The organism is Streptomyces sp. NPDC059452, from assembly GCF_042750035.1.
Taxonomy (GTDB): Bacteria; Actinomycetota; Actinomycetes; order Streptomycetales; family Streptomycetaceae; genus Streptomyces.
The window spans coordinates 61,375-85,954 of the sequence record NZ_JBHYVE010000022.1; the positions used below are offsets into that span (position 1 = coordinate 61,375).

Sequence of the window (24,580 nt, forward strand, 5' to 3'; positions counted from 1 at the left end):
CGACAGTAGAACCTGTTGCACTCTGTCGAGAGTGAGGTATGTCACATGACCGACACTACCCTGCGGGATGACGCATCCAAGGGTGTCTCCCGTCGAAGATTCATCGCTGGAACAGGTTCTCTTCTCGGGGTCGCGGCGCTCGCCGGACCCACCGCACCCGCCTGGGCCTCGGTCCGCGCGGCAGCGGCGCCGATCGGGTCCGGTGCCCATGTGCCGGTACTGGTCGTCGGCACCGGGTACGGCGGCTCCGTGGCCGCCCTGCGGCTCGCCCAGGCCGGCACGGACGTGCACATGGTCGAGATGGGCATGGCCTGGGACACCCCCGGCGCGGACGGCAAGATCTTCGCCAACACCACCAGGCCGGACGACCGGTCCTTCTGGCTGCGCACCAGGACCAGACAGCCACTCAGCAACTTCCTCGGCTTCCCGCTGGACAGACACGTCAACCGCTACACCGGCATCCTGGACGCCGAGGAGTTCTCCGGTATCACCGTCTACCAGGGGCGCGGCGTCGGCGGCGGCTCGCTGGTCAACGGCGGCATGGCCGTCACGCCCCGGCGGGAGAACTTCGCCGCCATCCTCCCGTCGGTCAACGCCGAGGAGATGTACAGCACCTACTACCCGCGCGCCAACGCGGGCCTCGGCGTCACCACCATCGACCCCGCGTGGTTCGACACCGTCGACTGCTACCAGTACTCCCGGGTCGGCCGGAAGCACGCGCAGCGCTCCGGCTTCCCGTTCCTCTTCGTACCCGCCGTGTACGACTGGGACTACATGAAGCAGGAGGCCGCCGGAACGGTCCCCAGGTCCGCGCTGGACGCGGAGATCCTCTACGGCAACAACTACGGCAAGAAGTCACTCCAGAAGACCTACATCGACCGGATCAGGGCCACCGGCCGGGTGACCATCACCCCGCTCCACCAGGTCACCTCGGTCTCCCCGGCCTCCGGCGGCGGCTACACGGTCCTCATCGACCAGCTGGACACCACCGGCCGGACCACCCTCACCAAGACCGTCACGGCGGACAAGGTCTTCTTCGCCGCGGGCAGCGTCGGCACCAGCAAGCTGCTCGTCGGACTGAAGGCCACCGGAGCCCTGCCCCTCCTCAACGACGAGGTCGGCAAGGGCTGGGGCGACAACGGCAACGTCATGTGCGGCCGGGCCAACCACCTCTGGGACCCGACCGGGAAGGTGCAGTCCTCCATCCCCACCGGGGGCATCGACAACTGGGACGCCGGAGGCGCGTTCGCCGAAGTCGCCCCGCTGCCCACCGGGATCGAGACCTGGGCCTCGTTCTACCTCTCGATCACCAAGAACCCGCACCGCGCCCGGTTCACCTGGAACGCGGCGGCGGGCCGGGCCGAGCTGAACTGGCAGACGGCGTGGAAGCAGCCGTCCATCGACGCCGCCAGGACCATCTTCGACAAGATCAACAAGAAGGAGGGGACGATCTACCGCACGGACCTCTTCGGCGTCCACAAGATCTGGGGCGACCATCTGACCTACCACCCCCTGGGCGGCGCGGTCCTGGACAAGGCCACCGACAACTACGGGCGGCTGCACGGCTATCCGGGCCTGTACGTCATCGACGGCGCACTGATCCCCGGCAACACCAGCGTCAACCCGTTCGTGACGATCACCGCGCTCGCCGAACGCAACATCGAACGGATCATCGCCACCGATCTGTAGGGCGTATCCGCAGGGCGTACGGAGAGCCCGGGGCCGGGAGTGCCAACCCGGCGGCCCCGGACTCCGTCAGTGACCCGGCAGCACGCACACCGCGTCGATCCCCAGCACATGGTTGAGCCGCCCGAACGCCAGCCAGGAGCCGATGCTCATGGACAGCTCCACGATCTCCACCTGGCTGTAGTGCGCGGTCATCCGCTTCCAGAAGGCGTCGTCGAGCCCGTGATGGTCCAGCGCGTACCGCTCCGCGTACTCCGCCGCCAGCCGCGTCCGCTCGTCGAAGGCGTCCGTCGTACGCCACTGGGTCACCGCCCCGGCGAACTCCTCCTCGACCTTCGCCCCGTCCCGCTCGGTCCGCCAGTCCAGACAGAACAGGCACCCGTTGATCTGCGCGATCCGCAGCCGGGCCGCCTCGAACTCCCGCAGGCCCAGCGTCGTGTGCTCGTACACGGACATCGAGAACGTGGCGGCGGCCATGCCGATGCCGGGGACCATCTCCCCCCACACGTAACCGATGGGCTCCTGGCCCTCCGGAATGTCGATGATCATGCCGTTCTCCTTCCCAGCCTGCCGACGGCGGGCCGCAGCGGGACATCGAGTGCGTCGTACAGCCCCGGTTTCGCGTCGACCAGCCAGTCGATCGCCGACACGAGCCGCCCGACCGCCGTGGCGTTCCCGCCCGCCGACCGGTTCTCGCCCTCGTCGGAGGCCTCGACCGTCACCTCGATACGGGGGCGGCCCTCGATCACCACCCGGTGCGCGCCCACCCCGTCGGGCGGCGAGGGCCAGTCCGGTGCGCACGAGGGGTGGATCCGGGTGATGTGCTCGATCACGATGCGCGGCTCCCCGCCCACGATGCCCTGCACCTCGAACCGCACCGCGCCCTGAGTGCCTGCCGCGAACGCGCCCATCGTGCGGGTGGACACCGTCGTCTCCAGCGCCCGGCGATCCAGCGTCTCGCGGATCCCGTCGAGCTCGACACCCAGCGCCCGGGCCATCAGCCGTATCTGACCGCCCCACACCATCGTCGGCACGCTTTCGGCGAGCATCAGCGGCTGGTAGTCCAGCGGGTGCCCCATGCCGATCAGATGGCGTACGGACTCCTCCTGCTCGTACGTGGAGTAGTCGAAGATCTCCTGGCAGCGGATGGCGTCCACCTCGGTGCCCAGCCCGCTGACCAGCAGCGGCAGCACGTCGTTGCCCCAGCCGGGGTCGACCCCGGAGACGAAGAGGGAGCCGCCGCCCTCCGCGACGGCGGCCAGGACCGGGTCCCGCAGCTCCGGCGGGGCGTTGCGCTGGTCGTAGAGGGGATAGAGGGAGGGCGTGACGACGACCGCTCCGGCCCGGACCGCCCGGCCGATGTCGGCGAGGGCGTCGTCGGGGCGGATGTCGCCGGAGGCCGCGTAGACCACCGCGCGGGGGCGGGCGGCCAGGACGGCGGCGATGTCGTCGGTGGCCGCGACGCCGAGCGTGCGGCCGACTCCGCCCAACTCGCCCGCGTCCCGGCCGACCTTGGCGGGATCGTGGACGAGAACGGCGGTGAGTGTCAGTGCCGGATGGGCCTCGACGGCGCGGATCGCCGCGCGGCCGACGTTGCCGGTACCCCAGACAACCGTGGGAATCATGCGCGGAGGGTAGCGGCCGGACCCTGTACTTCCCAGAGCCGTGAAGGCATCAAATATGGCCGTGCGCAAGGGCGTTCCCGGGCCCGGCGGCGACCGCCGGGCCCGGGAACCGTACAGGGGGACTACTGCTGGGCGCGTGCGCTGTTCGGGGTGCCGCTGATCGTGAACTGCGAGCCGGGCTCGATCAGTACATGGCCGTCACGGGAGTCGGTGATCGTCACGTCGGTCAGCGTCGCGTTGCCGCGGGCGCCGCCCATCGCGAGGATGCCGGAGCCGTTGTTGGACGTGGCGATCCGGACGTTCTGGATCTTCACGTCCGGCATCAGGCCGCCACCCGTCTTGAACTGGATGCCGTCGTAGGTGGAGTCGATGATGTCGGTGTCGCGGATCGTGACGCCGGGGATGGGCAGATTCTGCGGGAAGAGGGTGATCGCGCCGAACTCCTGGTCCTCGTTCCAGAAGGCCCCGCCCGTGCGGTACAGGGCGTTGTTGGCGATGAGCGTCTGCCCGGAGAAGGGCAGCGGATCGTGGTCGGTGGCCAGCATGATGGCCGGGTAGTTCATGGTGTCCGAGATGATGTTGTTCTCGATCCTGTTGCCGTGACCGCCGTAGATCGCGATGCCGTTGGCCCGCCACGGCAGCTGGATGGTGTTGTTGCGGAAGCTGTTGTCGTGGCCGATGTCGACGGACTGGTCCTTGACGTACTTGCTGGACCAGACCGCGAGCGCGTCGTCCCCGGTGTTGCGGAACGAGGAGTTGTACACCGTTGAATTGCGGGTGCCGTTGGCGAAGTTGATGCCGTCGGCGTAGGTGTTGCGGATGCGCATCCCGGTGAACTCGACGCCGTCGCCCGGGTTCCAGAGGGCGGGGATGTTGTCGTAGTCGCGGCCCGCCCAGACGCCCACGTTGGCGTGCTCGATCCAGACGTTGCTGATCTTCGTGCCCTTGCCGAACCGGCCGTTGAGCGCCACCCCGCCCTCGTGGTTGCCGTCACCGCCGCGGATCGTGCCGGAGCCGAAGATCGCGATGTCGGAGATTTGCGTGTTCTCGTCGATGTCGAAACCGAAGTTGCCCTCGTGCGGGTGGTTGATCCCGCCCGCCTCGTGCGGCGGGGTCAGCGTGTAGAGCTGGGAGTGCCACATGCCCGCGCCCCGGATCGTCACATCACGGATGCCCACCTGGTTCCACTGGCCCCGGTCCAGCGGGTCGTCGGTGAGGATCTTCTGCTCCTGGCGCCACTGGCCCGCCGGAATCCAGACGCAGCCGATCTGGCCGTTCTGGTTGGCGGTCACCGCGCGCTGGATCGCGGCGGTGTCGTCGATCCCGTCGTCGGGGACCGCGCCGTACGTCGTGATGGAGACGCAGCCCGAGGGCTGGGCGGTGGGCGGGGCGACCTGCTCCAGGTCGATCAGGTCGATGATGTAGAACGCGGCGTTGTCGCCCGCGTCGCGCTGGAGGCGGAACTGGGTGCCCGCCGGGTAGGTCCGGGCGAGCAGTGCGTGCGACTCGTCGAAGAGCCGACGCGCGTCGCCGCCGGGGGTGTTGGTGAGCCCTTCGGGGCTGTCGGTGTTCCCGTACAGCCAGCTGTGCTTGGAGGAGAGGTCGAGCTTGCGGACGAACTGGCCGTCCGCGTAGAGGCTGATGGTCGCCTCGCGGCCGCCCCCGCCCGGGGCGTCCGGGATCGAGTTGCGTACGACGATGGAGTTCGAGGCGTTGGTGGAGGTGAACTCCACGTACTCACCCGTGGAGTCGAGCCGCACCGACTTGCGGCCGGAGGACTCGGTGGCGAAGTTGGTGTGGCCGAAGGTGCGCTTGGCGTCCGAGGTGAGCAGCGTGCCCCGGTACGTGGCGTCCTCCGCCTCGTACTCCGTGTACGGCACGGCGGCGCCGCGCCCGACGACGATGGAGCGGGCGAGCACGTTGTTGGCCTCGTCGGTCTCGGCGACCAGGTTCGTCGCGTCGGCCGTGGCGGTCAGGGTGGCCCCGCCGCTCGCCGCCGTCCAACTGCCGCTGACGGGCACGTCGACCGTGGCGCCCGCCGGGACCGCCGGGGTCGTGCCGTCGAGCGTGGTGGAGCCCACCGTCAGCCGGGTGACCGTGCCCGCGCTCACCGCGCTGGTGCCGCGGTTGTGCACGGCCACGGTGAAGGTGACCGCCGCGCCGACGGCCGGGTTGGACGGGCTGGAGGTGATGGAGCGGACCTCCAGGTCGGGGCCGGGGCTCCGGCCCACCACCAGCGGGGACGCGGTGGCGCGGCTGTTGTTGGTCTCGTCCGACTCGACGATCGTGTCGGTCGGGTCCACCAGCGCCGAGACGGTGTACGAGCCCTGCGGCCGCTTGCCGACCGGGACCGAGAACGGGGCGGAGGCCCCGGCGGCGAGCGGGCCGACCTGGGCGCTGCCCACGACCACACCGCCCAGGCTCACATTGACGGTGGTCGCGGCCGAGGCGGCCGTACCGATGTTGCGGACGGTCCCGTCGACCGTGACGTCGTCCGTCTCCGAGGGCGCCGACGGGCTCCAGGACAGCGCGCTCACCGTCAGGTCCGGGTTGGGCGCGGGCACCCCGAGCACCTGGATCTCGGCCACCTGGGCCCCGGGCGCCCCGGTGTTGGAGAAGAACCGCAGCTGGAGGTCGGCGGCCCGGCCGCTGACCGGGACGGTCACCGTGTTCCGGTTGGCGGCCGGGTCGAACACATGGCCGGCGCGGGCCTTGAGCGAGGTGAAGCCGGTGCCGTCCTGGGTCCGGCCGAGCACCTCGAACTCCTGGGTTCTGGTGGCCCAGACCGGATCCGGGTTCAGCTTGATCACCACGGAGTGGAGCTCCGCGTCGGCGCCCAGCTTCACCGTGAGGGTCGAGGGGTGCCCGTCGGCTTCCCAGTAGGTGTTCACCTGGCCGTCGTTGGCGTTGACGGCGGGGTAGCCGCCGTGCGAACCGCTGGCGGTGACGCTCTTGCCCCGGGCCAGGTGGGTCGGCTCAGCGGCTGCCGCCTGGAGCGGCAGGAGGCCGACGGTGACCAGCCCGGCTATGAGCAGGCCGGTGACCGATCTCTGGGTGAGTCGCTTCCATCTCATGCTGTCCTCTTGTTCCACAGGTTGTTCCACAGGGATTTGAGTCATGCAGTCAATGTTTTGCAAGCGGCAGTTCACAGATTTCTGGTCTGTTTCTGATTTGTCAACGGTTCTCGCATGTTCACGTCATCAAGGCGTGCTGGCCGACGCATCGTCAGGAAGCCTGGTGCGGCGCGTGGTTCAGGACAGCGCCGTGCCGCGCCCCAGGAGCAGCACCAGGTCCGCCGCCGCCACGGCCACCGCCCCCGCCAGCGCGGCCTTGCGCCACCACCGGCCGGCCACCGGCCCCAGGAGCGCCGCCGCCCCGGCCAGGACGAGGACGGCCCCGGACCCCGCGTCCACCGGGCCGGGCGGACCGAGCACCAGGACGGCCGTGGCCGCGAGGAGCGGCACCGGCAGCAGCAGCCGGGTCCCCGTGGCGCCGAGCCGGTGCGGCAGCCCCCGGATCCCGGCGGCCCGGTCCTCCTCGATGTCCGGGAGCGTGTCGCCCAGATGGGCCGCGCACCCCAGCAGCGCCCCCGCCGTGACCGTCCACCACCGGGGCCAGGGCGCATCGGGCAGACTGAGCGTCACCAGCGAGGGGAGCGCGGCGAATCCGGCCGCGTACGGCACCCAGGAGAACGCCGTCGCCTTCAGCCGCAGGTTGTAGAGCCAGGCGGCGGCGACCGCCGCCAGATGCACCGTACCGGCGAGAAGACCGCAGGCCAGGGAGAGCGGTACGCACAGGACGAGCGCGACCGCCGCCGCACCCCACACCGCGCGGACGGTCACCACCCCGGCGGCCACCGGCTTCCCCCGGCGGCCCGCCCGGGCATCGCGCCCCGCGTCGAACGCGTCGTTGCACCAGCCCACCGAGAGCTGCCCGGTCAGCACCGCCGCCCCGACCAGCGCGAGCCGCGCCGGGGAGAGGCCCGCCCCGACACCCAGCGCGCAGGCGAGCGCGGTCACCGCGACCACCGGCCCCGGATGGCAGGCGAGAGCCAGCCCCACCGCGCGGCCCGGCCACCGGACCGCTGCCGTGGCCGTCCTCGCCCCGTCCATGGCCTCCATCCGGCGATCGTAGGGACCTGTCGCCCCGTCAACACGGCAACCGCGCGACTCTTTTGCCGGGTTTCGCTCATATTTGTGGGCAGGATGGGGTGATGACGCCCCCGACGCAGGAGCCGCAATGACCCGGATCGCCGCGGTCCACGGGGCCCTGCCGCCCCATCGCCACACCCAGCGCGAGGTCACCGACATGGTGGCCGCGACCTGTCTGCCGCCCGGCGCCGACCGCCGCGTCCTGGACCGGCTCCACGAGAACGCCCGCGTCCGCACCCGCCACACCGTGCTGCCGCTGGAGGACTACCGCGAACTGGACGGATTCGGCGCCGCCAACGACGTGTTCATCCGCTCGGCCGTCGACCTCGGCGGCCAGGCCGTACGCGGCGCCCTGCGCTCGGCGGGGCTGCGCCCCACCGATGTCGACCTGCTGATGTTCACCTCCGTCACCGGCATCGCGGCCCCCTCCGTCGACGCCCGGCTGGTGGCCCGCCTCGGTCTGCGCTCCGATGTGAAGCGGCTCCCCGTCTTCGGCCTCGGCTGTGTGGCCGGAGCGGCCGGGGTGGCCCGCGTCCACGACTACCTGCTCGGCCGGCCCGACGACGTCGCCGTACTCCTCTCGGTCGAGCTGTGCTCCCTCACCTTCCAGCGCCGGGACGTGACGCCCGCCAACCTGGTGGCGACCGCCCTGTTCGGCGACGGGGCCGCCGCCGTGGTCGCCCTCGGCGGACGCCGGGCCGTCGCCGGGCCCGAGATCGTGGCCACCCGCAGCCGGATGTACCCGGAGACCGAGCAGGTGATGGGCTGGTCCATCGGCTCCACCGGATTCAGCGTGGTCCTCGATCCCGCCGTGCCCGACGTCGTACGTCAGTATCTCGCCGACGACGTACGGGAGTTCCTCGACGAACACGGCCTGAAACCGAAGGACATCGCGCACTGGGTCTGCCACCCGGGCGGCCCCAGGGTCCTGGAGACCGTCACCGAGGTCCTCGACCTGCCGGAGGGGGCCCTCGACGTCACCTGGCGCTCGCTGGCCGACGTCGGCAACCTGTCCTCGTCCTCCGTCCTGCACGTCCTGCGGGACACCATCGAACACCGCCGCCCCGAACCGGGCACCCCCGGACTCCTGCTGGCCATGGGCCCGGGCTTCTGCTGCGAACTGGTGCTGCTGCGCTGGTAGGAGGGAGCGCCCCGATGCCCCGCCGGCAACCGCCCGGCCCGCCCGTGAACTGGAGCGCCGCATGATCTGGTACACCGCCCTCGTGCTCGCCGTCGCCGCCGAACGCCTCGCCGAACTCGTCGTCGCCCGCCGCAACAGCCGCTGGAGCCTGGCCCGGGGCGGCATCGAGGCGGGGAGCGGCCACTACCCGGCGATGGTCGTCCTGCACACCGCCCTCCTGGCCGGGTGCCTGGCCGAGGCCCACTTCGCCGACCGCCCCTTCCTGCCCGCCCTCGGCTGGACCATGGCGGCCGTCGTCGTCGCGGCCCAGGCGCTGCGCTGGTGGTGCATCACCGCACTCGGCCCCCGGTGGAACACCCGCGTCATCGTCGTCCCCGGACTGCCCCTGGTGACCGGCGGCCCCTACCGGTTCCTGCGCCACCCGAACTACGTCGCCGTCGCCGCCGAGGGCATCGCACTGCCCCTCGTCCACGGGGCGTGGGTGACCGCCGTGGTCTTCACCGTGCTCAACGCCGTACTGATGGCGGTCCGCATCCGCTGTGAGGACGGCGCGCTCGCCCGGCTCCCGGTGGCGGAAGCGCGGGCGTGATCGACATCCTGGTCGCGGGCGGCGGCCCGGCCGGACTGGCCGCCGCGATCCGGGCCGCTCAGGCGGGCCTGGAGGCGGTGGTGGTCGAACCCCGCACTGCCCCCGTCGACAAGGCCTGCGGTGAGGGCATCATGCCCGGCGGCCTCGCGGCCCTGCACGCCCTCGGTGTGCACCCGGCCGGGCACCCCCTGCGCGGCATCCGGTACACCGACGGGCGGCGCAGCGCGGAGGCGCCGTTCCGGGGAGCGTACGGGCTCGGCGTCCGGCGCACCGAACTGCACACGGCCCTCCACCAGCGGGCCGAAGCCCTCGGCGTACGCATCGTGGAGGGCAAGGCGGCCCAGGTCCACCAGGACGAGCACTCCGTCACCGCCGCCGGGCTGACCGCCCGCTGGCTCATCGCCGCCGACGGGCTCCACTCACCCCTGCGCCGCCACCTCGGGCTCGACCGCCCCGTCCCGGGCCCCGGCCGTTACGGGCTGCGCCGCCACTACCGCACCGCCCCGTGGAGCGACCTGGTCGAGGTGCACTGGTCGCCGTACGGAGAGGCGTACGTGACCCCCGTCGGCGAGCACCTGGTGGGCGTGGCCGTGCTCAGCCGCGACCGCCGCCCCTACGCCGGCCATCTGGCCGCCTTCCCGGCCCTCGCCGCCCGGCTCGGCCCGCAGGCCACCCCCGTACGCGGGGCCGGTCCGCTGCGGCAGCGGGCGACGGGGCCACGGGCCGGGCGGGTCCTGCTGGTCGGTGACGCGGCGGGGTACACCGACGCGCTGACCGGGGAGGGCATCGCCCTCGCCGTGGCCACCGCGACCGCCGCCGTCGGCTGCCTGGCCGCCGGGCGCCCCGAGGACTACCCGGCGCACTGGGCGCGGGCCACCCGCCGCTACCGGCTGCTCACCCAGGCCCTGCTGGGCGCCGCGGGCCACCCCGTGTCGCGCCGGCTGATCGTCGCGGCGGCCCACCGCGCACCCGCCCTCTTCCGCACGGCGGTCCGGGCGCTCCAGTGACCGGCCACGCCCCCGCCGAGGCCCCCGGTTGATCGAATGGCGGCGCTCCGGGTTCCGTCATAACGTCGGTCGGGTGAACGCCCGCGTTCATCCGGCCGACGGAGAGACCGACCGCCCCTGCGGGGCGCAGCGCCCTCGGAACGAGAGACGAACCCACCCATGACGGGCTCCCACGCGACACCCGGCAAGACAGCCCGGTCCGATCAGCGGAGCCGTGGCAGCGGACTGGCACTCCTGGTCATCGCCTCGTGCCAGCTGATGGTGGTCCTCGACATCACCATCGTCAACATCGCGCTTCCCCATATGCAGAAGTCCCTGGGCTTCTCCACCGAGAACCTGTCCTGGGTGGTCAACGCCTACACGCTGACCTTCGGCGGACTGCTGCTGCTCGGCGGGCGGCTCGGTGACATCCTCGGCCGCCGCCGGGTCTTCATCTTCGGGGTGCTGCTCTTCGTCCTCGCCTCGCTGCTCGGCGGACTCTCGCAGGAGTCCTGGCAGTTGCTGGCCGCCCGGTCGCTCCAGGGCGTCGGCGGCGCCATCGCCTCGCCGACCGCCCTGTCGCTGATCACCACGACCTTCCGCGAGGGCCCCGAACGCAACAGGGCCTTCGGGGTGTTCGCCGCGGTCTCGGCGGGCGGCAGCGCCATCGGGCTGCTGGCGGGCGGGCTGCTCGTCGAATGGCTCGACTGGCGCTGGGTCCTCTTCGTGAACGTCCCCATCGGCCTGCTCATCGCGTTCGCCACGCCCCGCTACATCCCGGAGTCCGAACGCCACCCGGGCCACTTCGACGTCATCGGCGCCCTGACCTCGACGGTCGGCATGGTGTTGCTCGTCTACGGCTTCATCCGTGCCTCCGAGGACGGCTGGAGCGATCCGCTCACCCTCGGCTCCTTCGCCGCCGCCGTCGTGCTCCTGGCCCTGTTCATCTCCATCGAACGCCGCTCCCGGCAGCCGATCACCCCGCTGTGGATGTTCCGCGACCGCAACCGCGCCGGAACCTACGCCATGATGCTCAGCCTCGCGGCGGCGATGTTCGGCATGTTCTTCTTCCTGACCCTCTTCGTGCAGAACGTGCTCGACTTCAGCCCGCTGCGCGCCGGACTGGCCTTCCTGCCGGTCAGCGCCATCATCGCGGTCGGCGCGGGCCTGGCCTCCCAGCTGCTCCCCAAGTGGGGCCCCAAACCCTTCATGGTGACGGGCGCGCTGCTGGCCGCCATCGGGCTCGGCTGGCTCACGCTGACCGATGTCCACAGCTCGTACCTCGGCTCGATCCTGGGCCCGATGCTCGTCTTCGGCTTCGGCATGGGCATGCAGTTCGTCTCGCTGACCCTGATGGCGGTCTCCGGTGTCGCCCAGCACGAGGCGGGGGCCGCCTCCGGCATCCTCAACGCCACCCAGCAGGTCGGCGGGTCCCTCGGGCTGTCGATCCTGGTGACCATGTTCGGCACGGCCAGCCGCCACGAGGCCACCGACCAGGTGCCGAGATTCCTGGAACAGGCCACCCCGGCGCAGCAGCAGCTGTACGAGAGGACCGGGCAGCTGCCACCGCCCTGGGGCGACGAGGTGCTCACCGCGGGTGTCTCCAGCGCCTTCGTCGTCGCCGCCTGCTTCGCCGTCTTCGCGGCCCTGGTGGCCCTGGTGGTCATCCAGGTCCGCCCCTCCGACCTGGCCCGGCTCCAGGGCGGCCCGCCGCCCGGACCGGCCGACGACGCCACCCGTACACCTTCCGACGAAGTGAAAGGGACACCCAGCCATGGACTGGACGCTCGAAGTGATCGTGCTCCCGGTGACCGACCTGAACCGGGCCCGTGACTTCTACCGCGACAAGCTCGGATTCCACGTCGACATCGACGGCGAGGTGATGCCGGGCGCGCGCGTCGTCCAGCTCACCCCGCCCGGATCGGGCTGTTCGATCGCCCTGACCGACGGCCTGCCCAACCCGACGGGGGAACCGCAGCCGGGCACGTACCACGGCCTCCAGCTCTGCGTCACCGACATCGACGCCGCCTACGCCGAGCTCGTCGGCCGAGGGGTCGAGGTCTCGGAGCCCCAGCGGTACGCCCCCGAGGACGGCGCCACCTTCATGCACTTCACCGACCCGGACGGCAACGGCTGGGCCGTACAGGAGTACCGCCGTCGGCTGACCGAACCCCTGCACCAGGTCCTCGCCGACCAGGCGGCCAAGGGGAGCGGGGAGACTGCGGACTGACCCCACTCGTCCCCCGTACCGCTCGCACACCCGCTCACCGTGGCACGCACCGCTTGCCGCGGTGGATCGCACCGCCCCGGTCCACCACAATGCTCCCCGTATCACCGCAGTGATCCATGGACACGAGGGAGCAGCATCCAATGGCCGGCAACGCAGACATGGTGGCCTTCGTCCGGGCGCGTCTCGCCGATGAGGAACAGGTCGCCCAGGCTGCCGGCGGGGACCGGTGGCGGTGCCCGGCGGATGTCCCCGGCGAGGTCCACGACCGCCGGGGCGGGGTCGCGTTCACGGTGCGCGACCTCGGCTTCGACCACCACATCGCCCTCCAGGACCCGGCCCGCACGCTGGAGCGCATCGAGACACACCGGGTGCTGCTGGGCGAGTACGTGGAGGTCGCCGAGCTGGACACGGACCGCCCGGCCCAGGACTTCCGCTCCGGCCGCGCGGTCGGCCTCGGCTTCGCCGTACGCCAACTGGCCGCCGAGTACGCCGGGCACCCGGACTACCAGGCGCGGTGGCTGCCCCGGTTCATCCAGTAGCGGCGGTCCCTCCAGCGGAGTGCGAGGGCACCCGGGGGAGCGTGGGGCCCTGGGAACCAGTAACTTACTTCAGGGTAAGTTACTGGTTCCCGGGGCCATGCCGGTTTCCTGTTCACAGGTTCCCTGCCTACAGGTTCCCCGCTCACCGGTTCCTGCTCACCGGTTCCCGCTCGCCGGTTCCCCGCTCCCGTCGTCCCGCCGAAGGAGACCCCATGTCCCCGTCCTCCCGGACGCGTTCGCCCCTGCTGCTCGCCGGACTCATGGCGGGAGCGGGGGTGCTCCACTTCGCCGTCCCGAAGGCGTTCGACGCCACCGTCCCCCGCATCCTGCCCGGCGAGCCCCGAACCTGGACGTACGCGAGCGGAGTGGTCGAACTCGCCCTCGCCGCGGGCCTCGCGCACCCGCGCACACGGGGCGCCGCCGCCCGCGCGACCGCGGGATTTTTCGTCGGAGTGTTTCCGGCCAATGTGCAGATGGCCGTGGACTGGCGCCACCGGCCCCGGCCGCAGCGGGCCGCCGCCCTCGTCAGGCTGCCGCTTCAGCTGCCCCTGGTGCTGTGGGCGCGCAGTGTCGCCCGGGGGGGTCGATACGCCCTGAACAGGGCGTAGTCGGTACGGTTCGAGCCAACGGCTGTGAGAGTGATCGTCGGCAAAATGGCGTTGCTCTCTGGTGAGGAGTGATCCCGCCGTGTAGCGTCGCCGACAGATGTCGTGGTTCGCAGTACCTGCCCGCGCCTGGCGCGGGCGTTTTGCTGTGCAGTGCCTGAGAACCAGGGCGATCACCTCCGGGTCCGCGCGGTGCGGATCCGTTTACTGCTGAGAGGTACAGGCATGGCCAGCGGAACCGTCAAGTGGTTCAACTCGGAAAAGGGCTTCGGCTTCATCGCGCAGGACGGCGGCGGCCCCGACGTCTTCGCGCACTACTCCAACATCAACTCCACCGGCTTCCGTGAGCTCCAGGAAGGCCAGGCGGTGACCTTCGACATCACCCAGGGCCAGAAGGGCCCGCAGGCGGAGAACATCACCGCCGCCTGATCCGGGTTGAACGACCCCTCGGCCCCCGGGACGCACCGCGTCCCGGGGGCCGAGGGCGTTCGCGCGACCGGCGGCTATCCCGGTGACTCGTCCGGGGTCGGGTGCTCGTCGGGGTGCGCACCGGCGTTGCGCGGCTCGTCCTGGCCGGAGCCCGCCTCGTCCGGGTCCGGCCCGTCGCCGCTCTCGCGGGCGACGCGCTCCGGCACCGGTATGTCGAGAGGGTCCTCGCCCTCCTTCGCCTGCTGGTCCGGCAGATCCGCCCCGACCGGGGGCGGACTGGGGGAAGCCCCGTCGTAGGCGGTGCCTTCTGGCCTGCGGTCGGTCATGGGAGCGTCCTTCCGTGGTGCCCCGGAGCGCCCGGGGAGGGATGGTCCGTCCTGCTGGGTACCCCTTGCGGAGCGAACGATTCACATAGGTGTGGCAGGGGCCCTCGGGGGGTACCCGGGGCTGTGCCCGGGCAACCGGACCGGGACCAGGACAGGCACCCGATGACCGCGCGGAAGGACCCCCGCATGCTGATGGCCCACCCCACCGTGCTGAGCAACCTCGTCGAGCAGTACGAGGCCCTGCGCCTCCTCCACGCGGGGAGCGGATCCACCGAGGCCCGGCAGCGTATGGACGACGTCTCCTACACCCTCTGCGTCTCGACGGGCACGGGCGATGTCGACAGCGCGCTGGTCGCCGCCCGGCACCGGCTGCCGGGCGCCCGCCCCGAGGACGACTCCGTCCTCCCGGCCTGACCGCCGGATGACCCCCGAAGGGGTGGGAGCCGCCGTGCGGACCGTGGGCGTCGAGGAAGAGCTGCTGCTGGTCGACCCGGAGAGCGGGGAGGCGCGTGCCCTCTCCTCCGCGGTGCTGGCCCTCGCAGAGAAGCACGCGCCGGGGGAGTCGGCCTTCGAGCCGGAGCTCCACCGCCAGCAGCTGGAGTTCGCCACGCACCCCTGCCGGGAGATGGACGACATCGCCGACGCGGTGCACCGGTGGCGCGCCGAGGCGATCCGCCACGCGGCCGACGCGGGGGCCTCGGTGGCGGCCCTGGCCACCTCGCCGCTGCCGGTCAGCCCCAGGATCGGGGCGGGGGAGAGGTACCGCTGGCTGGCTGAGCGCTTCGGGCTGACCGCCCAGGAGCAGCTGACCTGCGGATGCCACGTACACGTCTCGGTCGCGTCCGACGAGGAGGGCGTCGCCGTGCTCGACCGGGTGCGCTGCTGGCTGCCGGTCCTCCTCGCCCTGAGCGCCAATTCGCCCTTCTGGCAGGGGCAGGACACCCAGTACGCGAGCTACCGCAGCCGGGTGTGGGGCAGGTGGCCGTCGGCGGGCCCGGTGGAACTCCACGGTTCCGCCGGGCGCTACCACCAGCAGGTGGCGGCCCTGGTCTCCACCGGAGTGCTCAAGGACGAGGGGATGGTCTATTTCGACGCGCGCCTCTCGCACAGCTACCCCACAGTGGAGATCAGGATCGCGGACGTCTGCCTGGACCCGGCGGACACGGTGCTGCTGGCCACGTTGGCGCGGGCGCTGGTGGAGACGGCCGCGCGGGAGTGGCGTGCGGGGGTGGAGCCGCTCGGCACCCCTGTGGCGCTGCTGCGGGTGGCGTCCTGGCAGGCGGCCCGCTCGGGCCTGGAGGACCGGCTGATCCACCCGCGCACCCTGCGCCCGGAGCCCGCCGCCGCGGTGCTGCGGGCTCTCCTGGCCCAGGTGCGGGACGCCCTGGAGGACAGCGGCGACCTCAAGGCCACGGAGAAGGCCCTGGCCGCCGTGGAGCGGCGCGGGACCGGGGCCCGGATCCAGCGCCGGATCCTGGAGCGGACGGGAAGCCTCCGCGACACCGTCGCGGAGTGCGTCCGTATGACGGGGGGATGAGCGGGACGCATGACGGGGGACGAGCGGGACGACCGGCGAAGGAAGGACCGTACGGGCGCGTAACGGCCGTACGACGTCCCGAGACCGTATGACGCGAGAGGAAAGGAGCAGCACATGGCCACCACCGATCTCGGCGAGCGCCGGATCCTGGCGATCGTCACCAACTACGGGGTCGAGCAGGACGAACTCGTCGTGCCCCTGAACCACCTGCGCGACCACGGGGCACAGGTGAGCGTGGCGGCGGTCTCCGACGACGGGATCCGTACCCTCGTGGGCGACCGGGACCCCGGCGAGACCGTACGGCCCGACCTCACCCTGGCCGACGTCGACCCCGCCGCGTACGACCTCCTGCTGGTCCCGGGCGGCACGCTCAACGCCGACACGCTCCGCCTCCAGGACGCCACCACCCGTATCGTCAGCTCCTTCGCGGCCTCCGGCAGGCCCGTCGCGGCGATCTGCCACGGCCCGTGGGCGCTGGTCGAGGGAGGGTACGTACGGGGCAAGACCCTGACCTCGTACGCGTCGCTGAAGACCGACATCACCAACGCGGGCGGGACCTGGGTCGACAAGCCGGTGGTCCGCGACGACGAGGGCGGCTGGCCGCTGATCACGTCCCGGACGCCCGACGACCTGACGGACTTCCTCGGCGAGATCGACGCGGTGCTCACCGAGTCCTGAACCCGTGCACCTGTGCCCCCGGTGCCGTACGCGTACGGCCGACGGCCCCCGCCCCGCCTGTGTGTCGCGGCGGGGGCCTCCGTACGCCCTCGTACGGCACCGGGGGCACAGGTGCACGGAGGCAATAGGGCCACCACGCACTTACCGCCCCCGGCGCCCTCGCGGTATCCAGGAGACAGGCCGACGGCCAGAGATCCTGCAGCGGGCCGACCCGAGGAGGGCTCATGGACGCCCCGACCGCCACTACGGCCGATACGGACGTACTGGACACACCTCAGGAAGACCCGACCGTTCACATTCTGTGGATCAACGCGGGGCTGAGCTGCGACGGGGACTCGGTCTCCCTCACCGCCGCCACCCAGCCGAGCATCGAGGAACTCGCGCTCGGCGCCCTGCCCGGCCTGCCCAAGGTCGCCGTCCACTGGCCCCTGATCGACTACGAGTGCGGGCCCGTCCAGGGCGCCGACAACTTCGTCGACTGGTTCTTCAAGGCGGACCGGGGCGAGCTGGAACCCTTCGTCCTGGTCGTCGAGGGCTCCATCCCGAACGAGCGCATCAAGCCCGAGGGCTACTGGTGCGGCTTCGGTGACGACCCCGGGACCGGCCAGCCCATCACCACCAGCGAATGGCTCGACCGGCTCACCCCCAAGGCCCTCGCGGTGGTCGCCATCGGCACCTGCGCCACCTACGGCGGCATCCACGCGATGGAGGGCAACCCGACCGGAGCCATGGGCGTACCGGACTACCTGGGCTGGGAGTGGAAGTCGAAGGCGGGCATCCCGATCGTCTGCATCCCCGGCTGTCCCGTCCACCCCGACAACGCCTCCGAGACCCTGCTGTACCTGCTCTACCAGGCCGCCGGCGCCGCGCCCATGATTCCGCTGGACGAGGAGCTGCGGCCCACCTGGCTGTTCGGCGCCACCGTCCACGAGGGCTGCGACCGGGCCGGGTACTACGAGCAGGGCCAGTTCGCCGAGGAGTACGGCTCCCCGCAGTGCCTGGTCAAGATCGGCTGCTGGGGCCCGGTCGTCAAGTGCAACGTACCCAAGCGCGGCTGGATCAATGGCGTCGGCGGCTGCCCCAACGTCGGCGGTATCTGCATCGGCTGCACCATGCCGGGCTTCCCCGACAAGTTCATGCCGTTCATGGACGAACCACCCGGCGGCCATGTCTCGGCGGCGGCCAGCGGCGTCTACGGCTCCGTCATCCGCAGGCTGCGGCACTTCACCGAGAAGACGGCCGACAAGGAACCGAAGTGGCGCACCAAGACCGACACCATCAAGACCGGCTACCGGCCGCCCTGGTGACCCACGCCGACCGGCAGACCCCGGAAGGGCCGTAGGGCCAGGGCGAGCAGCACGGCCTACGCAGCACGACCTATCAGGAAGGCGGCGCGGGACCATGGCGACTGCGACCGGCAAACCCGTCGTCGACGCTGACGGCCTCATGGAGATGTCGTGGGACCCGATCACGCGCATCGTCGGCAGCCTCGGCATCCACACCAAGATCGACTTCGCCGCGAAGCGGGTCGCGGAGTGCTACAGCACCTCGTCGATCTTCCGTGGCTACAGCGTCTTCATGAAGGGCAAGGACCCCCGCGACGCCCACTTCATCACCAGCCGTATCTGCGGCATCTGCGGTGACAACCACGCCACCTGTTCCGTCTACGCGCAGAACATGGCGTACGGCGTGGCGCCCCCGCACCTCGGCGAGTGGATCATCAACCTCGGCGAGGCCGCCGAGTACATGTTCGACCACAACATCTTCCAGGAGAACCTGGTCGGCGTGGACTACTGCGAGCGGATGGTCAGCGAGACCAACCCCGGCGTCCTCGAACTGGCCGAACGTACCGAGGCCCCGCACGCCGCCGACCACGGCTACCGCACCATCGCCGACATCATGCGCTCCCTGAACCCGCTGGAGGGCGAGTTCTACCGCGAGGCGCTCCAGGTCAGCCGCTACACCCGGGAGATGTTCTGCCTGATGGAGGGCCGCCATGTGCACCCCTCCACGCTCTACCCCGGCGGCGTCGGCACGGTCGCCACGATCCAGCTCTTCACCGACTACCTCACCCGCCTCACCCGCTACGTGGAGTTCATGAAGCGGGTCGTCCCGCTCCACGACGACCTCTTCGACTTCTTCTACGAGGCGCTGCCCGGGTACGAGGAGGTCGGCCGCCGACGCGTCCTGCTCGGCTGCTGGGGCGCGCTCAACGACCCCGCGTACTGCGACTTCACCTACGCCAACATGGCCGACTGGGGCCGCAGGATGTTCGTCACCCCGGGCGTCGTGGTCGACGGCAAGCTCGTCACCAACAGCCTCGTCGACATCAACCTGGGCATCCGCATCCTGCTCGGCTCCTCGTACTACGAGGACTGGGCGGGCATGGGCAAGTTCGTGGAGCGCGACCCGCTCGGCAACGAGCTGGACGAACGCCACCCCTGGAACCAGCACACCATCCCGGCCCCGCAGAAGCGGGACTTCGACGACAAGTACAGCTGGGTCATGTCGCCGCGCTGGTTCGACGGCACCGACCACCTCGCCCTGGACACCGGCGGCGGCCCCATCGCCCGGCTCTGGTCCACCGCCCTGTCCGGACTCGTCGACATCGGCTACATCAAGGCCACCGGCCACAGCGTCGAGATCAACCTCCCGCGCACCATGACCAAGCCGGAGATGGCCCTGGAGTGGAAGATCCCCCAGTGGTCCAACGCCATCGAACGCAACCGGGCCCGCACCTACTTCCAGGCGTACGCGGCCGCCGCCGCCCTCCACTTCGCCGAGCAGGCGATGGAGGAGGTCCGGGCCGGAAACACCAAGACCTGGGAGCAGTTCGACGTCCCCGACGAGTCGATCGGCTGCGGGTTCACCGAGGCGGTACGCGGCGTCCTCTCCCACCACATGGTCATCCGGGACGGGAAGATCGCCAACTACCACCCCTACCCGCCGACCCCCTGGAACGGCAGCGTCCGCGACAGCTACGGCACCCCCGGACCGTACGAGGACGCCGTCCAGAACACCCCCATCTTCGAGGAGAACCCGCCCGAGAACTTCAAGGGCATCGACATCATGCGGGCCGTCCGCAGCTTCGACCCCTGCCTGCCGTGCGGCGTCCACATGTACGTCGGCGGCGGCCGGACCGTCGAACAGACCCATATGCCGACCGGGCTCAGCGGACTGGCGGGCGGCTGACGCCGCACTCCGGGCGCATACTTCGGAAAGGGGCCCACCATGGCGGGAGCCGACCCCGGTGCACGCATCGGTGAACTGCTGGACCGACTGGGACGCGAGGCCGGGCCCCAGGCCCGCGAGACCGCCGACGAACTCGTGCGCAGCATCGTCGAGTTCTACGGGGAGGGCCTCGCCCGCACCGTACGGCTGCTGCGCGCCGCCCCGGCCGGGTCCGACCCGCTGGCCGTGCTCACCGCCGACGAACTCGTCGGGGACCTGCTGATCCTGCACGACCTGCACCCCGAGGACACCATGACCCGGGTCGGCCGCGCGCTCGACAAGGTCCGCCCCTACCTCGGCTCGCACGCCGGGGACGTCGAGGTCGCCGGACTGGACACGGACGCCTCCGAAGGGCCCACCCTGCGGCTTCGGCTGCGCGGGAGCTGCGACGGCTGCCCGTCCTCCACCCAGACCGTGCGCTGGACCATCGAGGAGGCCGTCGCCCGCCTCGCGCCGGAGATCGCGCACATCGAGGTGGAGGGGGTCGCCGAGGAGCCTGCCGCCGGTGGACAGCCCCTGCTCCAGATCCTGCCGCACCCGCCCGCCGACGCCCCGGGCGCACCACCCCCGGCCGCCGCCGGGGAACCGCCCCACTGGCACACCCTCGCCACCCCCGCCCTGCCCGCCCGCGACCACGCCACCCGCGTCGCCGACGTCGAGGGCAACGCCCTCCTGCTCGTCCGGCTCCCCGGCAACCTGTACGCCTACCGCGACCGCTGCCCCGGCTGCGGGGCCGACCTGCGCACCGCACCCCTCGACGGGGAGTTCCTGAGCTGCGCCGAGTGCGCCGCCCGGTTCGACGTACGGCACGCGGGGCGCGGCGAACGCACGCATCTGGAGCCCCTGCCGCTGCTGGAGGAGGAGGGGGCCGTCCGGGTCGCGCTGCCCGAACTCCTGGGGGCCGGACCGTGAGCGCGAACGTGCTGGCCCAGTTCACCCGGCGGCCCCCGCCGCCGGGGGAGCGGTGCGAGCTGTGCGGGGAGCCGCTGCCGGACGGGCACCGGCACCTCGTCGACACCACCCGGCGCTCCCTCAAGTGCTCCTGCCCGCCCTGCCACCTGCTCTTCACCCGGCCCGGCGCGGGGCAGGGCCGCTTCCGGGCCGTCCCGGACCGCTACCTCACTGACCCCGCCTTCACACTCGACGACACCGGCTGGAACCGGCTCCAGATCCCGGTCGGCCTCGCCTTCTTCTTCCGTAACGCGGCGCTCGACCGGTTCGCCGCCTTCTACCCCAGCCCCGCGGGGGCGACCGAGAGCGAACTCGACCCCGCCACCTGGGACGCGGTCCTTGGCCGCACCCGCCTCGCCGGGCTGCTCCAGGAGGACGTGGAGGCGCTGCTGCTGCACGCCGAGCGCGGGCAGCCCGCGAGCTGCACCCTCGTCCCGATCGACGTCTGCTACGAACTCGTCGGCCGGATGCGGCTCCACTGGAAGGGCTTCGACGGCGGAGCCGAGGCCCGCGCGGACATCGAGGAGTTCTTCGAACGCGTCGCGGCCCGCGCACGGCCCCTGCCGGCGGAGGCCGAGGCCTCAGGGGCGGGGCCCGGAGCCGAGGCCCCGGCCGGAAACGCGGGGAATCCCGGGGGCGCCCCGTGACCGATCTCGACTTCCGCTGCACCGGCGTACGGCCCGAGCCCTTCGGCGCGAGCCCCACGCTCCTGTTCGGCCTGCGCATCGAGGAGCTGGACCACCAGCCCGTGCACGCCGTCGCCCTGCGCTGCCAGATCCGCGTCGAGCCCGCCCAGCGCACCTACGACCCCGACGAGGTCGACATGCTGGGCGACCTGTTCGGCGAGCCCAGCCGCTGGAGCAGCACCCTCAAACCGCTCCAGTTCGCCCACGCCTCCATCACCGTGCCCGCCTTCACCGGCACCACCCACGTCGACCTCCCGGTGCCCTGCACCTACGACACCGAGGTCGCCTCCGCCTCGTACTTCCGGGCCCTCGCACGCGGCGAGATCCCGCTGCTGATGCTCTTCTCCGGCACGGTCTTCACCGGCCGCAACGGCTTCCGCGCCGAGCCGATCCCCTGGCACAAGGAAGCCTCCTGCCTGATGCCCGTGGACGTCTGGCGGGAGCTGATCGAGTCCTACTTCCCCAATACGGGCTGGCTGCGGCTGCGCAAGGACTGCCTGGAGTCCCTGCGCCGCTACCGCTCCGCGCGCGCCCTGCCGTCGTGGGAGCAGGTCTTCGAGGAACTGCTCGCCACCGCCGAAGCGAGGGAACCGACGAGGGAAGCGACGGAAGCGACGGAAGCGAAGGGGGCCGAGTGAGATGACGGACCCGGATCTGCTGCCCCTGCCCGGGGCCGTCGACGACGCTCTCGACGACGCCTTCGGCCAGGCGCGCGCGGTCGCCGACGCCGTGCTCTTCGAGGGGTACGTCCTCTACCCGTACCGCGCCTCGTCCGCGAAGAACCGGATGCGCTGGCAGTTCGGCGTCCTCGTGCCGCCCGCCTGCACGGCCGAGGGCGGCGAGTACGCGGAGCAGCGCACCGACGTCCTCCTCGAACCCCGCACCGCCGACCGCCTCCACGCCGAACTGCGCTTCCTGCACGTCCGGCGGCGGACCGTGGAGCGCCTCGGCCCCGACGGCACGTACACCGAAGTGCCCGAACTGGAGCTGCCCGACCGGGTCCTGGTCCCCTGGGACGAGGGCCACGAGGAACGCGTCCGGCTCCACGCACCCCTCGCCGAACTGACGGGGGAGCAGGCCCACACCCGTACCGTCACCTTCGACCTGCCGCCCGCCGTCGAGCACGAACCGGTGCTGGACGGTGAGGGCCGGACCCTGGGACGGCTCGTACGGCGGCGGGCGCGGCTGACCGGCGAGATCCGGCCGTACGTCGAACAACTTCCCGGCCCCTACCGGGTCTCCCGCCTCACCGTCACCGTGCACAACACCACCGACGCCCCGGCCGGCGACCGGACGGCGGCCCTCCCGCACAGCATGATCGGCGCCCATCTGCTGCTGGCCGTCGAGGGCGGCCGGTTCCTCTCCATGACGGACCCGCCCGAGTGGGCCCGCCCCGCCGTCGCCGAGCTGCGCAACGACCACACCTGGCCGGTCCTCGCAGGCCCGGCGGACCGCGCGGACCTCGTCCTCTCCTCGCCGATCATCCTGGAGGACCACCCGGTCCTCGCGGAGGAGAGCCCCGGCCCGCTGTACGACGCCACCGAGATCGACGAGATCCTCTCGCTGCGCACCGCCGCCCTCACCGAGCGGGAGAAGCGCGAGGCACGCGGCACCGACGACCGGGCCGCCGAGGTCATCGACCTGGTGGACTCCATGCCCGAGGCGGTACGGGAGCGGCTGCACGGAGCGATCCGGGGGCTGCGGGAGGTGACGGGCGAGGGCGCGCCCTCCGGCCTCACCCTCCCCGAAGGCCCCGGGCACCCCTGGTGGGACCCGCAGCAGGATCCCGAGGCGGCCGACGCCCCCTCCACCGTCTCCATCGACGGTGAGGCCGTGGGCGAGGGCTCCCGGGTCCTCCTCACTCCGGGGGCCCGCCGCACGGACGCCCAGGACACGTTCCTGCGGGGCTGCCGGGCCACCGTCGAAGCCGTGGTCGCGGACCTGGACGGGGAGCTGCACCTGGCCGTCGTCCTGGACGACGACCCGGGCGGCGACATCCGCCGCGGGCAGGGCCGCTTCCTCTACTTCAAGCCGGACGAGGTGGCGCCGCTGCGGGAGGAGGAGCCATGAGCGGTACGGAGACACCTGAGCGCACCCTCGTCGCCGGGGTCGGCAACATCTTCCTCCAGGACGACGGCTTCGGCGTGGAGACGGTCCGGCGGCTCGGCCGCCTCGACCCGTCCCGGCTGCCGCCCGGCACCGAGCTGATGGACGCCGGAATCCGCGGGGTGCACCTCGCCTACCGGCTGCTGGAGGGCTACCGCACCCTCGTCCTGGTCGACCTGGTGAGCCGGGGCTCCCCGCCCGGCACCCTGTACACGATCGACGTCGGCCCGCACCCCCCGGACACCGGGCACCGGCCCGGCCCGCTCGACACCCACGCCATGGACCCCGCCACCGTGCTCGCCCTGCTCCACGACCTGCACGCCGGAGCGGGCGGCACGCTCCCCGACGAGGTGTACGTCATCGGCTGCGAGCCCCGGGACACGGGGGAGGGGATCGGGCTCAGCTCGCCGGTCGAGGAGGCGGTGGACCCTGCGGTGGACCTGGTGCTCGGCCTGCTGTCGCGCCGCGCCGCCCCCGTACCGGATCCCGTATCCGATCCCGTACCGCAGGGGACCGTACCGAATGCCGTACCGCAGAAGAACTGAGACCACGACCTTGGAGGCACAGGATGCACTGGATATGGATCGGCGTCGCCGCGGGCCTGGTGGCCCTGTACGGCGTCGCCCGGAACCTGCCCGATGCCCGGCGCTACCTGCGCATGCGCCGGATGTAGTCCGCGTGTCCAGGGTGGTGCGGAGGATGTCCCGGGTGGTGCGGAGGCCCGTCCCCGCCCCCGGCGTCCTCCAGTTGCACGTAGCGCTCCAGGAAGAGATGGAGGGTGCTGTGCAGTTCTCCCAGCCGGACGAACCAGAGGGCGAGATTCATGGCGCCCTGCGGGGTGATGGCGTACACGCGGCGCGCGGGGCCGGAGGCCGAGGCACACCACTGCGAGGTGACTTCGCCGCACTTGTCCATGGACCGCAGCAGCCGGTAGACATGGGCCGATTCGGCTTCCTCCCAGCCGAACGCCCCCAGGCGCTGCACCAGCTCGTAGCCGTGACCCCGGCGCTCGGCCAGGAGCAGGAGCAGGACCGGGGTGAGCAGCGCTCGCCGTTCGACCTCGTGACCAGGCATGGTCCTCCCA

General features: G+C 71.7%; 26 protein-coding genes. 20 read left to right on the forward strand and 6 right to left on the reverse strand.

Features of this window, described 5'->3' with window-relative positions; all coding sequences use genetic code 11:
- Window positions 1-45: 45 nt before the first annotated feature.
- Window positions 46-1,689: a GMC oxidoreductase gene (locus ACFW9Z_RS26380; RefSeq protein ID WP_384645036.1), complete on the forward strand. Its 1,644-nt coding sequence runs from the start codon at window positions 46-48 to the stop codon at window positions 1,687-1,689.
- Window positions 1,690-1,755: 66 nt separating this feature from the next.
- On the opposite strand, the gene ACFW9Z_RS26385 is transcribed toward ACFW9Z_RS26380, so the two are convergent.
- The 4 genes from ACFW9Z_RS26385 to ACFW9Z_RS26400 form a co-directional block, all read right to left on the reverse strand.
- Complete coding sequence (locus ACFW9Z_RS26385) at window positions 1,756-2,235, reverse strand: carboxymuconolactone decarboxylase family protein (RefSeq protein ID WP_384645037.1); 480 nt, start codon at window positions 2,233-2,235, stop codon at window positions 1,756-1,758.
- Window positions 2,232-3,311 (reverse strand): dihydrodipicolinate reductase, encoded by a 1,080-nt coding sequence (locus ACFW9Z_RS26390; protein ID WP_384645038.1) that lies wholly within the window; start codon window positions 3,309-3,311, stop codon window positions 2,232-2,234. Before ACFW9Z_RS26390 ends, ACFW9Z_RS26385 begins: the two co-directional genes overlap by 4 nt.
- Window positions 3,312-3,433: 122 nt before the next feature.
- Window positions 3,434-6,385, reverse strand: coding sequence for a CARDB domain-containing protein (locus tag ACFW9Z_RS26395; protein ID WP_384645039.1), 2,952 nt, complete (start codon window positions 6,383-6,385; stop codon window positions 3,434-3,436).
- 177 nt (window positions 6,386-6,562) lie between these two features.
- A complete protein-coding gene (locus ACFW9Z_RS26400) occupies window positions 6,563-7,423 on the reverse strand; it encodes a UbiA family prenyltransferase (protein ID WP_384645112.1) in 861 nt (286 codons plus the stop codon).
- A 127-nt stretch (window positions 7,424-7,550) separates the two neighbouring features.
- Here ACFW9Z_RS26400 and ACFW9Z_RS26405 point away from each other — a divergent pair, with 127 nt between their 5' ends.
- The 8 genes from ACFW9Z_RS26405 to ACFW9Z_RS26440 all read left to right on the forward strand — a co-directional run bounded on the left by ACFW9Z_RS26405 (window position 7,551) and on the right by ACFW9Z_RS26440 (window position 13,981).
- Window positions 7,551-8,603 (forward strand): type III polyketide synthase, encoded by a 1,053-nt coding sequence (locus tag ACFW9Z_RS26405; RefSeq protein ID WP_384645040.1) that lies wholly within the window; start codon window positions 7,551-7,553, stop codon window positions 8,601-8,603.
- A 61-nt stretch (window positions 8,604-8,664) separates the two neighbouring features.
- Window positions 8,665-9,192 (forward strand): isoprenylcysteine carboxyl methyltransferase family protein, encoded by a 528-nt coding sequence (locus ACFW9Z_RS26410; RefSeq protein ID WP_384645041.1) that lies wholly within the window; start codon window positions 8,665-8,667, stop codon window positions 9,190-9,192.
- The gene (locus tag ACFW9Z_RS26415; protein WP_384645042.1) at window positions 9,189-10,199 is read left to right on the forward strand and encodes an NAD(P)/FAD-dependent oxidoreductase; all 1,011 of its coding nucleotides are present in this window, start codon (window positions 9,189-9,191) and stop codon (window positions 10,197-10,199) included. The genes ACFW9Z_RS26410 and ACFW9Z_RS26415 overlap by 4 nt, the downstream gene beginning before the upstream one ends.
- Window positions 10,200-10,358: 159 nt before the next feature.
- Entirely contained in the window at window positions 10,359-12,011 is a 1,653-nt protein-coding gene (locus tag ACFW9Z_RS26420; protein WP_384645043.1) for an MFS transporter, read from the forward strand.
- Window positions 11,953-12,408, forward strand: a complete 456-nt coding sequence (locus ACFW9Z_RS26425; RefSeq protein WP_384645044.1) for a VOC family protein — start codon at window positions 11,953-11,955, stop codon at window positions 12,406-12,408. The genes ACFW9Z_RS26420 and ACFW9Z_RS26425 overlap by 59 nt, the downstream gene beginning before the upstream one ends.
- A gap of 140 nt (window positions 12,409-12,548) precedes the next feature.
- Window positions 12,549-12,947, forward strand: coding sequence for a DUF6221 family protein (locus ACFW9Z_RS26430; RefSeq protein ID WP_384645045.1), 399 nt, complete (start codon window positions 12,549-12,551; stop codon window positions 12,945-12,947).
- A 212-nt stretch (window positions 12,948-13,159) separates the two neighbouring features.
- The gene (locus tag ACFW9Z_RS26435; RefSeq protein ID WP_384645046.1) at window positions 13,160-13,555 is read left to right on the forward strand and encodes a hypothetical protein; all 396 of its coding nucleotides are present in this window, start codon (window positions 13,160-13,162) and stop codon (window positions 13,553-13,555) included.
- A 222-nt stretch (window positions 13,556-13,777) separates the two neighbouring features.
- A complete protein-coding gene (locus tag ACFW9Z_RS26440; RefSeq protein WP_015613078.1) occupies window positions 13,778-13,981 on the forward strand; it encodes a cold-shock protein in 204 nt (67 codons plus the stop codon).
- A gap of 74 nt (window positions 13,982-14,055) precedes the next feature.
- Here the strand turns inward: ACFW9Z_RS26440 and ACFW9Z_RS26445 are convergent, their stop codons facing one another.
- On the reverse strand, window positions 14,056-14,307 hold the full coding sequence (locus ACFW9Z_RS26445; RefSeq protein WP_384645047.1) for a hypothetical protein: 252 nt from the start codon (window positions 14,305-14,307) through the stop codon (window positions 14,056-14,058).
- A gap of 186 nt (window positions 14,308-14,493) precedes the next feature.
- Here ACFW9Z_RS26445 and ACFW9Z_RS26450 point away from each other — a divergent pair, with 186 nt between their 5' ends.
- The 11 genes from ACFW9Z_RS26450 to ACFW9Z_RS26500 all read left to right on the forward strand — a co-directional run bounded on the left by ACFW9Z_RS26450 (window position 14,494) and on the right by ACFW9Z_RS26500 (window position 24,169).
- Window positions 14,494-14,721: a DUF5133 domain-containing protein gene (locus tag ACFW9Z_RS26450; RefSeq protein ID WP_384645113.1), complete on the forward strand. Its 228-nt coding sequence runs from the start codon at window positions 14,494-14,496 to the stop codon at window positions 14,719-14,721.
- A gap of 7 nt (window positions 14,722-14,728) precedes the next feature.
- Window positions 14,729-15,844, forward strand: a complete 1,116-nt coding sequence (locus ACFW9Z_RS26455) for a glutamate--cysteine ligase (protein ID WP_384645048.1) — start codon at window positions 14,729-14,731, stop codon at window positions 15,842-15,844.
- A 114-nt stretch (window positions 15,845-15,958) separates the two neighbouring features.
- Entirely contained in the window at window positions 15,959-16,522 is a 564-nt protein-coding gene (locus tag ACFW9Z_RS26460) for a type 1 glutamine amidotransferase domain-containing protein (RefSeq protein ID WP_384645049.1), read from the forward strand.
- A 224-nt stretch (window positions 16,523-16,746) separates the two neighbouring features.
- On the forward strand, window positions 16,747-17,829 hold the full coding sequence (locus ACFW9Z_RS26465) for a hydrogenase expression protein HypE (protein ID WP_384645050.1): 1,083 nt from the start codon (window positions 16,747-16,749) through the stop codon (window positions 17,827-17,829).
- A 94-nt stretch (window positions 17,830-17,923) separates the two neighbouring features.
- On the forward strand, window positions 17,924-19,714 hold the full coding sequence (locus ACFW9Z_RS26470) for a nickel-dependent hydrogenase large subunit (protein WP_384645051.1): 1,791 nt from the start codon (window positions 17,924-17,926) through the stop codon (window positions 19,712-19,714).
- Window positions 19,715-19,753: 39 nt separating this feature from the next.
- On the forward strand, window positions 19,754-20,665 hold the full coding sequence (locus tag ACFW9Z_RS26475) for a NifU family protein (protein WP_384645052.1): 912 nt from the start codon (window positions 19,754-19,756) through the stop codon (window positions 20,663-20,665).
- A complete protein-coding gene (locus ACFW9Z_RS26480) occupies window positions 20,662-21,351 on the forward strand; it encodes a DUF5947 family protein (protein WP_384645053.1) in 690 nt (229 codons plus the stop codon). The genes ACFW9Z_RS26475 and ACFW9Z_RS26480 overlap by 4 nt, the downstream gene beginning before the upstream one ends.
- Complete coding sequence (locus ACFW9Z_RS26485) at window positions 21,348-22,028, forward strand: DUF6084 family protein (protein ID WP_384645054.1); 681 nt, start codon at window positions 21,348-21,350, stop codon at window positions 22,026-22,028. Before ACFW9Z_RS26480 ends, ACFW9Z_RS26485 begins: the two co-directional genes overlap by 4 nt.
- A 1-nt stretch (window position 22,029) precedes the next feature.
- A complete protein-coding gene (locus tag ACFW9Z_RS26490) occupies window positions 22,030-23,460 on the forward strand; it encodes a hypothetical protein (RefSeq protein ID WP_384645055.1) in 1,431 nt (476 codons plus the stop codon).
- A complete protein-coding gene (locus tag ACFW9Z_RS26495; protein ID WP_384645056.1) occupies window positions 23,457-24,041 on the forward strand; it encodes a hydrogenase maturation protease in 585 nt (194 codons plus the stop codon). Before ACFW9Z_RS26490 ends, ACFW9Z_RS26495 begins: the two co-directional genes overlap by 4 nt.
- 23 nt (window positions 24,042-24,064) lie before the next feature.
- A complete protein-coding gene (locus tag ACFW9Z_RS26500) occupies window positions 24,065-24,169 on the forward strand; it encodes a DUF6893 family small protein (RefSeq protein ID WP_384645057.1) in 105 nt (34 codons plus the stop codon).
- Here the strand turns inward: ACFW9Z_RS26500 and ACFW9Z_RS26505 are convergent.
- Entirely contained in the window at window positions 24,145-24,570 is a 426-nt protein-coding gene (locus ACFW9Z_RS26505) for a helix-turn-helix transcriptional regulator (RefSeq protein WP_384645058.1), read from the reverse strand. The two genes, ACFW9Z_RS26500 and ACFW9Z_RS26505, sit on opposite strands and share 25 nt — an antisense overlap.
- Window positions 24,571-24,580: the final 10 nt, after the last annotated feature.